Annotated in this window: 15 protein-coding genes, 2 tRNA genes and 1 pseudogene; 13 read left to right on the top strand and 5 right to left on the bottom strand. The window is 52.4% G+C overall.

Going from position 1 to position 15,099, the window contains the following annotated elements; all coding sequences use genetic code 11:
- Nucleotides 1-2: 2 nt before the first annotated feature.
- The 5 genes and pseudogenes from purH to F822_RS14845 form a co-directional block, all read left to right on the top strand.
- Complete coding sequence (gene purH / locus F822_RS07435) at nt 3-1,565, top strand: bifunctional phosphoribosylaminoimidazolecarboxamide formyltransferase/IMP cyclohydrolase (protein ID WP_025041411.1); 1,563 nt, start codon at nt 3-5, stop codon at nt 1,563-1,565.
- Nucleotides 1,566-1,737: 172 nt separating this feature from the next.
- Entirely contained in the window at nt 1,738-3,051 is a 1,314-nt protein-coding gene (gene purD / locus F822_RS07430) for a phosphoribosylamine--glycine ligase (protein WP_025041410.1), read from the top strand.
- Between the two features lie 65 nt (nt 3,052-3,116).
- Nucleotides 3,117-4,016, top strand: coding sequence for an oxygen-dependent coproporphyrinogen oxidase (hemF, locus tag F822_RS07425; RefSeq protein WP_025041409.1), 900 nt, complete (start codon nt 3,117-3,119; stop codon nt 4,014-4,016).
- Between the two features lie 141 nt (nt 4,017-4,157).
- Nucleotides 4,158-4,233 (top strand) — tRNA-Ala (locus F822_RS07420).
- 195 nt (nt 4,234-4,428) lie between these two features.
- Nucleotides 4,429-4,578: pseudogene (locus tag F822_RS14845) on the top strand (Arm DNA-binding domain-containing protein); the annotation flags it as partial.
- Between the two features lie 233 nt (nt 4,579-4,811).
- Here F822_RS14845 and F822_RS15745 read toward each other — a convergent pair.
- Entirely contained in the window at nt 4,812-5,438 is a 627-nt protein-coding gene (locus tag F822_RS15745; protein ID WP_025041408.1) for a PEP-CTERM sorting domain-containing protein, read from the bottom strand.
- Between the two features lie 324 nt (nt 5,439-5,762).
- Between F822_RS15745 and F822_RS07410 the strand changes: the two genes are divergently transcribed.
- A complete protein-coding gene (locus tag F822_RS07410) occupies nt 5,763-6,473 on the top strand; it encodes a transposase (protein ID WP_025041407.1) in 711 nt (236 codons plus the stop codon).
- Between the two features lie 259 nt (nt 6,474-6,732).
- On the opposite strand, the gene F822_RS07405 is transcribed toward F822_RS07410, so the two are convergent.
- Complete coding sequence (locus F822_RS07405; RefSeq protein ID WP_025041406.1) at nt 6,733-7,446, bottom strand: hypothetical protein; 714 nt, start codon at nt 7,444-7,446, stop codon at nt 6,733-6,735.
- Between the two features lie 863 nt (nt 7,447-8,309).
- On the opposite strand from F822_RS07405, the gene trbK reads away from it, so the two are divergent.
- Both trbK and F822_RS07395 read left to right on the top strand, forming a co-directional pair.
- Nucleotides 8,310-8,498 (top strand): entry exclusion lipoprotein TrbK, encoded by a 189-nt coding sequence (trbK, locus tag F822_RS07400; RefSeq protein WP_025041405.1) that lies wholly within the window; start codon nt 8,310-8,312, stop codon nt 8,496-8,498.
- Nucleotides 8,499-8,992: 494 nt separating this feature from the next.
- Entirely contained in the window at nt 8,993-9,274 is a 282-nt protein-coding gene (locus tag F822_RS07395) for a hypothetical protein (protein ID WP_051536710.1), read from the top strand.
- A gap of 239 nt (nt 9,275-9,513) precedes the next feature.
- Here F822_RS07395 and F822_RS07390 read toward each other — a convergent pair whose 3' ends face one another.
- Together F822_RS07390 and F822_RS07385 are read right to left on the bottom strand one after the other, a co-directional pair.
- Nucleotides 9,514-10,488 (bottom strand): bile acid:sodium symporter family protein, encoded by a 975-nt coding sequence (locus F822_RS07390; RefSeq protein WP_025041403.1) that lies wholly within the window; start codon nt 10,486-10,488, stop codon nt 9,514-9,516.
- A 17-nt stretch (nt 10,489-10,505) separates the two neighbouring features.
- Nucleotides 10,506-11,222: a class I SAM-dependent methyltransferase gene (locus F822_RS07385; RefSeq protein WP_025041402.1), complete on the bottom strand. Its 717-nt coding sequence runs from the start codon at nt 11,220-11,222 to the stop codon at nt 10,506-10,508.
- Between F822_RS07385 and F822_RS15605 the strand changes: the two genes are divergently transcribed.
- From F822_RS15605 to F822_RS07370, 4 genes are all read left to right on the top strand, one after another.
- Nucleotides 11,221-11,391, top strand: a complete 171-nt coding sequence (locus F822_RS15605) for a hypothetical protein (protein ID WP_197272798.1) — start codon at nt 11,221-11,223, stop codon at nt 11,389-11,391. The two genes, F822_RS07385 and F822_RS15605, sit on opposite strands and share 2 nt — an antisense overlap.
- A gap of 59 nt (nt 11,392-11,450) precedes the next feature.
- Nucleotides 11,451-11,966, top strand: coding sequence for a VOC family protein (locus tag F822_RS07380; protein WP_197272797.1), 516 nt, complete (start codon nt 11,451-11,453; stop codon nt 11,964-11,966).
- A 120-nt stretch (nt 11,967-12,086) separates the two neighbouring features.
- Nucleotides 12,087-12,839: a Mut7-C RNAse domain-containing protein gene (locus F822_RS07375; RefSeq protein ID WP_025041400.1), complete on the top strand. Its 753-nt coding sequence runs from the start codon at nt 12,087-12,089 to the stop codon at nt 12,837-12,839.
- A 200-nt stretch (nt 12,840-13,039) separates the two neighbouring features.
- Nucleotides 13,040-13,115: transfer RNA gene (locus tag F822_RS07370), tRNA-Lys, on the top strand.
- 529 nt (nt 13,116-13,644) lie between these two features.
- Here the strand turns inward: F822_RS07370 and F822_RS07365 are convergent.
- Nucleotides 13,645-14,121 (bottom strand): DUF883 domain-containing protein, encoded by a 477-nt coding sequence (locus F822_RS07365; protein ID WP_197272796.1) that lies wholly within the window; start codon nt 14,119-14,121, stop codon nt 13,645-13,647.
- A gap of 159 nt (nt 14,122-14,280) precedes the next feature.
- Here F822_RS07365 and F822_RS07360 point away from each other — a divergent pair, with 159 nt between their 5' ends.
- Nucleotides 14,281-14,985, top strand: a complete 705-nt coding sequence (locus F822_RS07360; protein WP_025041398.1) for a transposase — start codon at nt 14,281-14,283, stop codon at nt 14,983-14,985.
- Nucleotides 14,986-15,099 lie beyond the last annotated feature (114 nt).

The following is a 15,099-nucleotide window of genomic DNA, read 5'->3' as shown; positions in this document are numbered from 1 at the left end:
GAATGTCCATTAAACAAGCACTGATCAGCGTTTCCGACAAAACCGGCATTGTCGAGTTTGCCAGAGAACTGCGCGAGCTGGGCGTAGCCATCCTGTCCACCGGCGGCACCGCCAAATTACTGAAGGAAGCCGGCCTGGCCGTTACCGAAGTCGGGGATTACACTGGTTTTCCTGAAATGCTCGACGGGCGGGTGAAAACCCTGCATCCAAAAATACACGCCGGTATTCTGGCGCGGAAAGACCTGCCCGAGCATATGTCAGCCATGGAAAAGGCGGCAATCCCGGCTATCGAACTGGTGGTGGTGAATCTTTATCCTTTCCGCGAGACCGTTGCGCGGCCTGGATGCAGCCTGGAAGAGGCCGTTGAAAATATCGACATTGGCGGGCCCACCATGGTGCGCGCCGCGGCGAAGAACTATAAAAGCGTAACCATTGTCACCGACCCGGAGGATTACGCGCCCCTATTGGCGGAAATGAAGTCATCCGGAGGCGCGGTTGCGCAGGATTCCCGTTTCAAGCTGGCTTGCAAGGCTTTCTCTCACACCGCCGCTTACGACAGCGCCATCAGCAATTACCTCACCTCGATCAAAAGTGAAGGTGGAGAACGCCAAGCCTTTCCCGAACGCCTCAATCTCAATTTCAGCATCGGCCAGCATTTGCGCTATGGCGAAAACCCCCATCAACAGGCTGCGTTTTATCGCGAACCTGTTCCTGTTCCCGGCAGTCTTGCCAGTTACACCCAGGTGCAGGGCAAGGAGCTGTCATATAACAATATCGCCGATGCGGATGCCGCGTGGGAATGCGTCAAGACATTTGACCTGCCCGCCTGTGTCATCCTCAAGCATGCCAATCCCTGCGGCGTGGCCGTTGCCACCACACCGCTCGCGGCTTACAAGCTGGCGCTTGCTACCGATCCGACTTCCGCTTTCGGTGGCATCATCGCCTTCAATCGCGTGCTGGACGGGGCAGCGGCTGAGGCGGTGATCAAGCAATTTGTCGAGGTAATCATTGCACCCCAGTTAACCGGCGAGGCGCAACAGATTCTCGCCCGAAAGGCGAACTTACGCGTCCTGACCGTGCCGCTCGAGACCGGCAGTAACACTTTCGACTTCAGGCGCGTAGGCGGTGGGTTGCTGGTACAGACACCCGACAACCTCAACGTCACTGCCGCGCAACTGAAAGTGGTAACCAAAGTACACCCGACGCCGCAACAATTGCAGGATCTACTGTTCGCCTGGCGCGTGGCTAAATTCGTCAAATCCAACGCCATCGTGTTTTGCGCCAACGGCCAGACGCTGGGTGTCGGCGCCGGGCAAATGAGCCGGGTGGACAGCGCGCGCATCGCGTCGATCAAGGCACAGAATGCTGGGCTCACGCTTGCCGGTTCGGTAGTGGCCTCGGACGCGTTTTTTCCGTTTCGAGATGGGCTGGATGTGGTCGTTCAGGCTGGCGCCACGGCAGTTATCCAGCCCGGTGGCAGCGTGCGCGACGAAGAAGTCATTGCTGCCGCGGATGAGCAAGGTGTGGCAATGGTATTGACCGGCGTGCGGCATTTCAGACATTGAGCATGTGTCGAAGCGTCATTTCTTTCGGTAAATATGCGCCACTCCCAGTTTAATGCGTATGCAACTTGGGTAGGATGGGTGAAGCGCAGCGCAACCCATCAAAACTACTAGCGCAAAGTCGGATAGCACAGGCATTCCGCAAAGCGGATGTTCGCAAATTCAGGTTAGAAATATGAAACTACTTGTAGTCGGCGGAGGTGGCAGAGAACACGCTTTAGCGTGGAGGCTCCTCCAGTCATGGCGGATCAGTCGCTCCATAAAGGTCTTCGTCGCGCCGGGTAATGCCGGCACGGCAATGGAAGACGGCCTGGAGAATCTTCCCATCACAGCTATTCCCGAATTAGTGGAATTTGCCAAAAAGGAATCCATCGCGTTCACGATCGTCGGGCCGGAAGCACCTCTGGCGGAGGGCATCGTGGATGCCTTTCGCGCAGCCGGGCAGAAAATTTTCGGCCCCACCAAACAGGCAGCGCGACTGGAAACATCCAAGGATTTTTCCAAGGCTTTCATGCAGCGCCACGGCATTCCCACCGCTGCTTATGCTACCTTCAGTTCCGCTGCCGAAGCCCATCAATATGTGGACCAGAAGGGTGTGCCCATCGTCATCAAGGCAGACGGCCTGGCTGCAGGCAAGGGTGCCATGGTGGCGATGACGTTGGCAGAGGCCCATGAGGCAGTCGATGCGATGATGGTCGAAAACCGGCTGGGTAATGCCGGGGCGCGCGTTGTGATCGAGGATTTTCTGGAAGGCGAAGAGGTCAGTTTTATTGTCATGGCGGATGGGCGCCATGTGCTGCCGCTTGCCACCAGCCAGGATCACAAGCGGCTGAAAGAAGGCGACCAGGGGCCGAATACGGGCGGCATGGGCGCCTATTCTCCCGCACCCATGATTACACCGGCCCTTCACGCCAGGATAATGCGCGAAGTAATCCACGCAGCTATGCAGGGCATGGAACAGGAAGGCGAACGGTACACCGGCTTTCTCTATGCCGGATTGATGATCACGCCGGACGGCGGCATCAAGGTGCTGGAGTTCAATTGCCGCATGGGTGATCCGGAAGCCGAAGTCATCATGTTGCGCCTGAAAAGCAATCTGATAACGCTGTTAGAGCATGCCCTGAATGGAACGCTCGATAAAGTGGAAGCCGAATGGGATCGTCGCACCGCCCTGGGTGTGGTGCTGGCAGCCCATGGCTATCCGGATTCGCCGCGTAAAGGTGACGTGATTCATGACCTGCCGGCGGAGTTGGCGTCTACGGAAGAGCCGGAAAAAGACTTTCACGTGTTCCACTCAGGCACGGCATTGGGTGCAGAAAACGGCAAGGAAATCGTGACTGCGGGCGGCCGTGTGTTGTGCGTAGCCGCGCTTGGGGATAGCGTAAAAATGGCCCAGCGCCGAGCCTACGAAATTGCCGAGCAGATTCATTTCGATGGCTGCCAGATGCGGCGCGACATTGGCTACCGGGCTATCAATCACCGTAAATAGCCCATAGACATGGGCACGGAGCACGGCTGCCCGGAAAAAATAACAAAGCGGTATCGGGAGTGTGTATGGACACCACGCAACAGGCTAAAGAGTTCTTCACCGGACTTCAGGAACGCATTGTCGAGCGCTTGGAGAAAGTGGACGGAAAACGCTTTCACCGCGACAGATGGGAGCGCCCGGAAGGTGGCGGCGGGTTAAGTTGCGTGATGGAGGAAGGCAACGTATTCGAGCGCGGCGGGGTGAACTACTCGCACGTATTCGGCGGCGGCCTGCCCGCCTCCGCCACTGCCGCGCGACCCGAATTATCGGGACGCAGCTTTGAGGCGATGGGGGTATCGATCGTGTTGCATCCCCGCAACCCATACGCACCCACCGTGCACCTGAACGTGCGTTACCTGGAAGCGCGCAAGGAAGGTGCCAAGCCGGTATGGTGGTTTGGCGGCGGCATGGATTTGACTCCCTACTACGGTTTTGAAGAAGATGCCGTACACTTCCACCAAACCTGCAAAAATGCGCTACAACCGTTTGGTGCCGACTATCACCCTCGCTTCAAGAAATGGTGCGACGATTATTTTTACCTGAAGCACCGCAAGGAGCCCCGCGGTATCGGCGGCATCTTCTACGATGATTTAGGCAAGCCGGATTTCGATGCCTGCTTCAACCTGACCAAAAGCGTGGGCGAGCATTTTGTGCCCGCCTATGTGCCGCTCCTGGAGCGCCGCCTGAATACGCCGTATGGCGAGCGCGAACGCGATTTCCAGGCATACCGTCGTGGCCGGTATGTGGAATTCAATCTGGTGTGGGACCGTGGAACCTTATTCGGATTACAATCGGGTGGTCGCACCGAATCCATCCTCATGTCGCTGCCACCCATCGTGAAATGGCGCTATGACTGGAAGCCCGAGGCGGGTAGTGCGGAAGATAAGCTTTATACGGATTTTCTGATTGGGAAGAATTGGGTGTGAGCGGACACGGGCTTCGTCAAGTTCCTTTGTAAGTCATCCACCCTACCGGGGTACTCGCTGGTATTGAGTACTCATTTGCCGCTCTTGGGTAACGTAAATATTCTGCTGTCGTTTTTTGTTATAAAATAGCGCTTAATATGTGGGGACGTAGCTCAGCTGGGAGAGCGTCGCGTTCGCAATGCGAAGGTCGGGAGTTCGATCCTCCTCGTCTCCACCAATCACCCGTTTTAAGCAGTTCAAGTTAGTTCAAAAAACCCTCGTAAATCAAATAGATACGCGAGTTTGTTGTTTCCTGCCATCCATTCCCATCTATTGCAAACAAGCTGTCAAAAGGGGCATAATTTGGCAACAAATGCCTCCAATGCAAATTTGATGCCCCCAGTAGGTGAATTGACATGAATTAAACGATGTCGCAGCCCGGAAGGCGAAGCCTGGAACTAAGTCGTACAAACTAACGGATGGTGGTGGAATGTATCTTGAAGTAATGCCGAACGGTTCAAAATACTGGCGGTTCAAGTATCGGTTCGGAGGAAAAGAAAAGCGCTTGGCGTTTGGGGTGTAGTCGAGCACGCTGCCCAGATACTTGCTACTCCTGCACCGAACATTGGCGTAGCAGTGCGGCGCTACTTATCCGCTTTGAATCCGTATTAGAGGTAAGCTGGGAATGAGTCCGGCAGATCGATCCAAGGTTTCGATATTAAAGACCGATGGAGCGGAGAATCTTTATGGGGAGTTTGGGTACAAAAAAATACCCGCTCTAGGCGGGTTAATTTACACACTTCTTTTATTGGCTGATCAATTTCTAACGCTGCGCATTCTCCATCCTAAAAGACCGAGACCAGCCAGGAGCATGGCGTAGGTTTCGGGTTCTGGCGTGATTGATACAGGACCATTAATAATCAGGTTGTCCATAGCGAATCCTGTCCCGGTGCCGCTAAACGTGCTGTTCGGAATTCCCCCTCTTGCCGAAAACAACAGAGTATCAACATGCTCCCAATCAAATGTCATGAGAGTGGGGTGCTGTGTATCAATAGTGAATGATTTACTATGAATGATTAACCCCTCTGATAAGCCTCTGACGTTAACCTCAAGGCCATCATTCCAATCTGCGGCGAAGTAAGCGGAATTTAGTGTAAACGGCGCTATGGAGTATATCTGGGAGGGCAAACCTGAATCTGTATTCGCTACACCGGGTAATGACACACTTGCCTGTACCGCACCGCTATTGGACCAACTGGGATTTGTAACCTCTATTAGATGGAAATTTGTCCATCCTAGCCAGGCGGATCCATAATAACCATCTGGAACAGCAACACCATTCGGGTGACCGATCACCGCGTCAAATTTAATAACCGTGTTGGCGTGCGAAGCAGAGGCAAATACAATGAGAGCAGTTGCAACTAACGATTTGCTGAGAGTCATGACTGGTTCCTAAGAAATAGGTTTTTCTGAGCTTCCCGTTTTTGGTGCTGTTACTTTGCGTGGTTTACTGCACAAACTTATTAAGTATAGATCGCCTTCAGCAACTTGCTGACAAAAAATCTAATCGCGAATTGCCTCAATAAAAAAGTAACCGAAGGAGTACATCAAGGGGATACGTTGCCTCAAATTGTTGGTAACCGAACTAAGTGGGGGTTATCGACATGGGCAAGCACGGAATCAATGCGGAATCAATGGGGTCAGACTCGATTGATCATGCAGTAACGATGACGTTTACTGAAAACTTTTCCGCGACAGGAATTGCAAATGGCGCGCTTACCGAGATTTATCCTTTCTGACCAACCGCAGCACGTAATTTTACGTGGTAATAATCGGACTGAGATTTTTTGTGTGGAGGCCGATTATCGGTTCTATCTTGATAAGTTGCGATTAGCCTGTCAGAAGCATGGTTGTGACATTCACGCCTATGTGCTGATGACCAACCACGTGCACTTACTCATCACCCCCCATAAAGAGCAGAGTTTAAGCAAAGCCTTGCAAAAGCTGGGCCGTTATTATGTCCAATTTTTCAATCATTGCTACCGGCGCACCGGTACGTTATGGGAAGGGCGCTACAAAGCTACTCTGGTTGATACCGAGGCGTATTTGCTGACCTGTATGCGTTATATAGAACTGAACCCTGTACGCGCCGGTATGGTAGCCCATCCATCCGAATACCGTTGGTCAAGCTATGGCTACAATGCCCTGGGCTGGGCCAATGATTTGGTAACCCCACATTCCGAATACCTACGTTTGGGAAGAATTGACGAGGAACGCCAAAGCGCGTACCAGCGGTTATTCGAGTATCCGATTTCTGAAAAGAGCATTAACGTAATCAGAGAGGCAACCAACAAGGCCTGGGTATTGGGAAACGACCGGTTCAAGCAAAGTATTCAAGAGAAATTGAAGAGGCGGGTAGCGCCTGCGGCCAAGGGCGGAGATAGGAAATCAGAACAATTCAAAATGAATCGACTCTGACCCCATTGATTTTCCTCGGTTCAGACAGCTTGGTCTGGATAACGGGCGCTCAACGCCGCAATTGATGGGGCCGCTTGTTTACGATAATTATAGTTAGCCGGCGGATACATACGCTGGTTGCGGTTGCGAGGTATCAGGGTATTTGGATTGCATCGAGTGAAGGTTGAGCGCTCCCCCAATCCGATAATGCCGATAATGCGGCAAAGTGAATCAAGAGCATGCACCGCGACCCCTCGCCTGATCCGTTATAAAACGGCAGTCAGTCACCAACCCGGGTTTTTTGGCTTCGAACGCGCGTCCAGTGCGGGGGCACCTGGAAGTTGGCCTGCGCAGCCTCTACCACCATTCCGATACGGTCAATGATAGAGCCCAGTTGGCTAGCGCACTTGTCTCGAAGGGAGGGTGAAAGCTCCTCAGATAGTTTGATCAGTTCGTTCAAAGCAACGATCTCATATTCGATTGGGGTTTCCCCGAGTCCGACTTGAACCAGGTGGTGCCGCGCTTGGGCCAACCCGATCAGCGCCTGTTCTGCGGGGCCCTTCCGAAGGAGTATGTCCGCAGTCCACATAAGATCGTGGCCCAGCCAATACAGACTTCCGGTCGCACTCGTTCTCAGAGAATGTGGGGGCGCCGCGGATTGAGATTGTGAGTATTTCTGCAAATTCAGATTGTCGAATTTTGCTTGACCGTAAGTAAGTGTAGCAAGATCGGCGAAGACCCGCGGATCAGGGAAGGCCTCGGGCGGATACAGATTCACATGGCGGAAGCTCACGAGCCAAGCAAAGACCAAGAACACAATCACCGGAAACAATACTAGGAACCATACCAGTATGGACTGATTATTCTCTCCGATATTCGTGGTGAACCCAACAACTAGACTGGCAAATCCATGAATTAGCACGATAAAGAGGGCGATAATACCCAAGGGCCTCTGAGAAAGCTTGACGGCCGTACGCTCAAATTGATCGGTCATTGTCCGGAAATTCCTCTGCTTGATAGCCTTTTGAATATTAACGCCCTTTTCCGAAGTCTTCTCTGTTCGTTAGTGAACATAACGCAAAACAACTCTCGATTCGCATAAGGAGGGCGTTAAACGACATGCCAACCGGATGGGTGGCGCTTCAACCTATAGCAACGGACGAAAAAGGTTTTTGATAGAAATTGACCTGGTCGAGCATGCGCGAACGGCAGATTTGGAACTGAAGTCCGACCGTCTCTTTTGGCACTTTCAGTAATTGACATCTGATAAGGCTGCCAGATCAAGCCGGAACTATCTTAAGGAAAGCGGGTTTGTACCTACTGGTGCTACCTAACGGCGGCAAGTATTGGCGGCTTGATTAGCTACGCTATGCAATAGAATCCTGGTTGTAAAACGGTGCTGGGCTGCAATTTGGCTAGGGCGATATCAAGCGAGTGCGAGTTCCTGTTAAAGGGTATCGACCAGTAATCGCCGAGCTTGCTATTCTCTGTTTCCGCTGCTCTAAATCGCTTAGCGTCAGAAACCTACTGGGCGTGGAAAGAAAAAAATAAGTATCCCGATCTTGCGACGCCGAAGCTCATCTTAAGTGTGTTAGCATCTGACAGATAATGTCGGAACTTCTAACTCCCGAGCGAGGGTGACGGATCAAAACAATACTACTCGGAATTGGTTCTGCGTATAGATGATTGGCGAAAGCGGCGTAAAGCGATACAACCCCGACTACGCAAAATGCTGGGAGTTGGAATCCTTTAAGGCATCCTTCGGGGTGCCTGTGAGTTACACCAAGCAACTGCTGGTTGTTGCACTCGATTTTGAATCCGCGCCATATTAATGATTTTTAAAGAGGAAGAAATTTAATGAGTTTCAAACATATTGTATTTATTATTACCCTTAGTGCCGCATTGGTTAGCTGTGGTGGCGGAGCTCCCGAAGTAAATTCAACGAATTGTTCCGGCACAGGAATGCAGTCGGTGCTTACCACTTTCGAAAGCGAAGCTGAGCGGCAAGCTTTTGTTGATAAATGCCAATCTCTTGCAGGAAAATAAAGCTCAGGACAATCTGTTGCATTGAGTGCGACGGTCATCACCGCCAAGATTTAAGCAAATTGTGAGATTTTTGTTGATCGATGACTGGTCGCACTGGACTTTTCCGTAATCAGCGCCTGACAAGGGCTGCCAGATCAGCCTACAAATCCATGGGGCGCATGTTTCGATTGGATCAGCCTCGATCGAACCGAGAACGGTAAGCGGACAGAGACAATAACAGCATTATCAGTCTCAGCGCGCGCAGGAATGCCCTCTTGGCGGACGCATGATGGCGCGAGCTACTTGCTGTCGGGAAGCGCTCAAAACCGAAGATCACGTTCAGAACTGAAGATCAAAGCGGCAATCACCCCTCTATTCCTCGGTTCAAATAAATCGCGCCTGCGTACACTTACCTGAGGCCACCATTTTAGATGGTGGTCTCGCTCACTTACAGGTCCACGTCTCCCGCGTGGGCCTTTTTTTCGCCCTTAATTAACCTTCACAAGAAAAATACTATGCCCTACCTGAAAAAGCTTGAGCACCATATAGCTCACGTCGATAGATTGATGAATATTGCGAATAAGGCCGAACTGGCGGAATGTGCCAGATTACTTGCAATGAATGTCGCACACTATCAAATGCGTTACGGGAAATTGCCGTTGGACGAAACGCTGGCAATGATAGATGTTCCAACGCCAAATAATGAGCAGCTTGAGCTAGTGGCGAACGGCATGGAAACCATGGCTGCCGCATTGGGTAGTGTTATGCACGGATTGGATGGCGAGACCGAGCATTAATAGCCAAGCTGGGATTTCAGCGAGCGTTGCCTGGCTGAAGATGGGATATCCGGACGATATCAGGATACGCGTTAGGAGCGGGACGATCTATCGCTGGGTTACCTCTTCATCCAAAAGTGTAAAAAAACTGGCAACGCGACCGTGCAAATCCAAGGCGTTAACGATTATCGTGTGGCGGTATTGCATTCCTGCAAAAGCGGGCGCCTGGCTCATTCAAGAATACTGAAGTAGTGGATGGACTAGATATTGCTTCGATCCGATACAGAAGCAGTCTGGATTAGCTCGGTCTTGAGTTCCAATGAGCGCGTGCGCCACAACACTGCCAGCAGACTACCCAGCAAAGAATGCATTACCGCTGAAATAGCACCGACAACAGGCGCCAGCGGCAGCAACGGGAAGGCCTGCTTGGCCAGCACAATGGCAAGCCCGGAGTTTTGCATGCCGACCTCGATGGAAATTGTGCGGGCGGTCTGGCGCTCGCAGCCCAGCATCCACGCGAAACTGTAGCCAAGCAGGAAACCTCCTCCATGTAGCAGCGCAACGGCGAGAATCAGTTCAAGGCCATGGTTCAGTATGGCTTCGGCATTGGCGGCAAACACCACGGCACAGATGAAGCATACCCCTATCACTGACAACAGCGGTGCCACCGGCATCACGCGCATGACCAGGCGCGGAACGTAGCGGTTGAGCAGGATGCCCAGCACCACGGGGACAATCACGACTTGCAGGGTTTGCTTGAACAATAGCCAGGTATCTACCGGGACCATGGTTCCCGCAAGGAATTTGGTCAGCAACGGTGTCAAGACGATAGCCGCCAGAGTGGAGCAGACCGTCATTACCACTGAAAGTGCTACATCCGCATCTGCGATATAGCTCACCAGGTTTGAAGCCGTACCACCGGGGCAGCAGCCCACCAGGATCAAGCCTACGGCAAAGTGCGGCGGCAGGTTCAGTGCATTGGCCACTCCCCAGCCCAACAAAGGCATGATTGTATACTGGGCCGCAAAACCGATTGCCACCGCCCTCGGCATGCGGGCAATCCTGCGAAAATCCTCGAGAGTCAGCGTCAGCCCCATGCACAGCATGATGAAGGCAAGGACCAGCACCATCACCGATCCCTGATTCATGGCCACCAGCCATGTCGGCCAGCACAGGGCGATTGCCCCGGAGAGAACCATCCAGACCGGGAATAGAAGGGTCAGTCTCTGGAGCATGGTGGTGGGGGAAATCCTCAGCCTTTGGCCGGAGCAGACCGTGAGAACAGAAGCGTGTAGTGCTGCGCGTGGCGGCTGATCAGCTGGGTGGAGTTCAAACCCGCTGCACCGGCCATTTCCTGCAAGGTTGAAAGACATTCGGGGTAATCGTGGTCATGGACATGTGTACAGGCTTCCTCCAACTGATCCTGCGGCACGTGCGTCCATTTTTCGCGCATGAATTTCAGATAGCCGTCCAGATAGCTTTTCCGGTCCTGATTTTCCTCGCGCACGACATCCACTAGGATCAGCCAGCCGTTTTCAGAAAGGCAGCGCCCGGCCGCGCGGAAAAAACGTGCCTTCTCATCGGGCATCAGGTGATGAATCGCAAATCCCGTGAAGAGGATGTCCCAGGTTTTTCCTGTCGACTCTACCGCTTCCAGAAGATCTCCATGGGTCAAAATGACCTGGCCGGTCAATTCCGCAAGGTACTCGCGCGCCTCTGCCAGTGCCGCCTCGGATAAATCCACCCCTTCATACAACGCAGGGGGTGATCGCTTCAGGCAGGGTGCCAAATAGCGTGCGTTGCCGCAGCCCAGATCCAACAGACGATAATGTTCCTTATCGCTTCGCAGCGCCAGAAGATCCACGACACCGCTATATATCTCACGGTGAAACATATAGTTGTGTTCCGTGAGCAGGTCATAGAGCGACCAGGAGTGCGTGAAGATGGTGGTGGGTTCGGCAGAAGTCATGAGCTGGTGGTTAGCAATCTGGATCGCACTTTACAATATACTGAGGCTCAAAGGTACCCCCATGCCTTACCGATCAGTGTTGAGCTCCAGCATCAAGCGATTCGAAATTATCGGTAAGTGGATTTCAGGCTTTCTTGACGCATTGGCTGGAATGACCTACAAAACATAATGGACCAAGGGAATACGGCATCGGCATTGATGCCTTGTGTCCCGCCGGACAAATGCATAATGACCATTCTTGATAAAAATGAGGCGAAAAATATGTTGGAGCACATCTACTACCATATCGGCATAGTCGCTCGTGATTATCAGGAAGCCGCTGAGCACTACTCGAAAGTGCTGGACGTGAAATTTACCGAACCCGCAGAGAGTGTCCTATATATCGAAAATCCAGATACGCAGCAGGCCGAAACCATAAAAGTGGCCGCGATGTACTCCCGGAACCGACCACCCTATGTGGAGCTGCTTCAAGCCAACGGTAACGGAATATTTTCGGAAAAAAATACTGGGCAAATTCTCTACTTTGGCATCTGGGAATCAGATATAGAAGGCAAGATAGAAGAATTAAAGCAGCAAGGTATCGGCATTGATGCGCTTCTGCATTCGGAGCCTGGGAAGCGCGCTCACGCGATTATTACCGCACCCGACAAGATGGGTGTGCGTATCGAATATGTAAGCACGTTATTGCGACCCGTTATCGACGCGTGGGTGCTCACCGGCAAGTATCCGGGCCGGCAGCATTAACATCAGGCAGAGCCGCTCACCGATAAGGTTTGCGGGAAGCTCTCCACCAGCAAGCTTGCTATCTAGTCGGTTCATAGACGTCGACATGCGCTTTTTGCTGAAAAGTGCAATACTTTCCGGATGGTCACCGCAACATTCCGGTTCTACGAGGAACTGAACGATTTTCTCGCGCCCGAACGGCGCAAGCAAGAATTTGCTTGCCCTTGCGCCCGAGCGGCGACAACCAAGCACATGATCGAAGCGCTCGGCGTGCCTCATACCGAAGTTGAATTGGTGCTGGTCAATGGAGAATCGGTAGGGTTCGAGCGGCTATTGAAAGATGGCGATCGGGTCGCGGTTTTTCCCAGGTTCGAGATGCTCGACATCACCCCCATGTTGCGAGTGCGGGAGAAGCCCCTACGCACGACGCACTTTATTGCAGACGCCCACATGGGTGGGCTCGCCCGGTTACTTCGCATGGCAGGCTTCGATACACTTTACGATAACAACTTCCAGGATGGCAATATAGAGGCTATCGTCGCGCGCGATGGGCGCATTCTGCTTACGCGCGACAGAGAACTGCTCAAGCGCCGCACAATCACCCACGGGTGTTACGTGCACGCATTAAAACCGGCGCAACAGTTGTGCGAAATATTCGACCGGCTGGACCTCGCGCGGAGCGTACGGCCATTTACGCTATGCCTGGAATGCAACACGGCATTGCATTCCATTGATAAAACAGAAGTGCTGACGCGTATTCCACCCTTTATACGCGAGCATTTCGATCACTTCAGCACGTGCGATACTTGCCAGCGCGTTTTCTGGAAAGGTTCGCACTGGCAGCGCATGCTTGCCCTATTGGATGAGTGCATGGCGGGTAGCCAATCCTCCTGAACAATTTATATAGACGATTTTTGAAAGTCGAGCTATCCGCTTGATCGAATAAAAAGCTTCTTGTCGCGTAACATTACGCCATCATTCGTTCGCGTTCCCCATTCGAATTTATCGATGGATGTGGTAGCATTGCATCGCTGAGGTCGGTACACAAAGATAAGTTGTATTTCTTGTGCCGCCCAAGGTCGCTTAGAAATTCCGGGTCGTTAGCTCAGCTGGTAGAGCAGCGGACTCTTAATCCGTAGGTCGAGCGTTCGAACCGCTCACGACCCACCAATAAACAAGCGGTTATCCTATTTATTTTCTTTAGGGTAACTGCTTTTTTTTGTGTAAGTCCTGATGTAAGTGAGTTGTTTTAACTTACTCTGTGGCCATGCCCATGTAACGGCGCGTTTCGTTTGGGGCTATTTCGCGCGGAATTTGGGACTGAGGGCGGAAACCTTTCAGCTATTTTAACGGCAATCCGCCGCTGCCTTCGTCGTCTGTCTCTGTCCGTTGCCTGAGGGACGCTCCGGTATCCATCCTTCGCCAGAATAAATCTGCAAATATTCTATGCCATCGTCAACTTCTGCACATCCGGGCCTGGTTCCCCAGACCCGTACAATATGGATTGTTGCTCCCGGATGATGCCTGTACCACTCCCGTAACGACGGAAGGTCTGGGGCCGAGTAGCAGACACGAGGTACCATTTCCGGATCCCGCACTATTAGAAACTTAAACGGCTCAACCTCTGGCGCTGGCGGCTGTGGAAGGAGTTAAGGTGGAAACAATTCCGCCCGGACGGGCCAGGGGGAGGGGAAACAGATTATTCGGGATTCGATCGACTGTCAAATTCGGTTAGAATTTCCTTCAAGCTCATGTCAGGATTTTTAATGCTGGCCGTACATTCCGGATGCGCGGTATTAAATTGGGTTTTTTTCCGCTCGCGCCGTTGGCGATTATCCGCACTATCGCTAAGCAGGAAGAATGTATCCGCATATCCCATCAAATCCCTGGCAGCTTGCTGGCAAGCTTGATAGGGGAAGATTGCACGGTTTCTGCCATTCATTTCAGGCCAGTTTTTAATCAGCGCTTCCAGTTTTGGCCTTATCTGCAATTGATAGCTGTCTCTATTTGCGCCGGGCAATTCTCCCTGCATTGCTTCTATAGACGTGGCCATTCGTTGTGCTGCTCTCTTTGCTTCCTCGTCAGAAAGCTCACTCTCAGCCATCACTGGAGCTACCAGAGCCATTAGCAAGATCGTGATTAAGTGCTTCATCCCACCCCCAATAATTGAACGCATAATCCTAAAACAAATCCCCTTGCCCGTCATCATCCTCGCTACCGTGCAAAATGTTGCGCACGTGGCGTTCCGTGAGACTGTATTTCCGCAATAATAGGGGACAGACCACGATTATTTCGTGATACGATACCAGTGTCTAGACATTAACTGCAAAGGCCAATGCCGCGCCGCCCTCGCCTGAATCTTCCCGGCATTCCATGGCACATTATCCAGCGCGGTAACAACCGTGCAGTCTGCTTTTATTCCGAAGACGATTACCTCTTCTATCTGCATTACCTGGAGGAGAACGCGGCCCGCTTCGGCTGTGTCGTGCACGCCTACGTGCTCATGACCAACCACGTCCATCTGCTCCTGACACCTGAAAAGGCGGACAGTGCGAGCCTGCTCATGAAACATCTGGGCCAGTGTTACGTGCAGTACATCAACCGCACCTACCGGTGCAGCGGTACCCTCTGGGAAGGACGCTTCCGCTCCTGCCTTACTCAGACCGAGGATTATTTACTTGCCTGCTACCGCTATATCGAACTCAACCCGGTGCGCGCCGGTATGGTACGGCATCCCCGCGACTATCGCTGGTCGAGCTACATGGCGAATGCAGAAGGCCAGCCGAGCCGTCTTATCCGGCCTCACGATCAATATCTTTGCTTGGGCCTAAGTGACGCCCAGCGTCAGATAGCCTATCGCGACCTGTTCAAGACGGATCTGGACGCAGACGTGCTCAGCCAGATTCGGGGCTCAACCAACGGCAATTTTGTGCTTGGGGCTGAGCGTTTTCAAAAGGAAATTGAATCCACGCTCAACCAGCGTGTCACACGCGGCAAGGCGGGCCGTCCGAAAAAAGCCGCCGAAGGCAACAAAGAATAACTGGAGTTGCTCCGGGGGAGACGTGGAAAAATGCATACTGTCTTTCTTATGCACGAGTTGTCAGCCGAAGCATTGTTGTAAATTGCATACTTAGCACAGCGGCTATAGCATTTG

The organism is Nitrosospira briensis C-128, assembly GCF_000619905.2.
Taxonomy (GTDB): domain Bacteria; phylum Pseudomonadota; class Gammaproteobacteria; order Burkholderiales; family Nitrosomonadaceae; genus Nitrosospira; species Nitrosospira briensis.
Note: the sequence above shows the minus strand (reverse complement) of the source record. Positions and strands in the feature narration are given on the sequence as shown.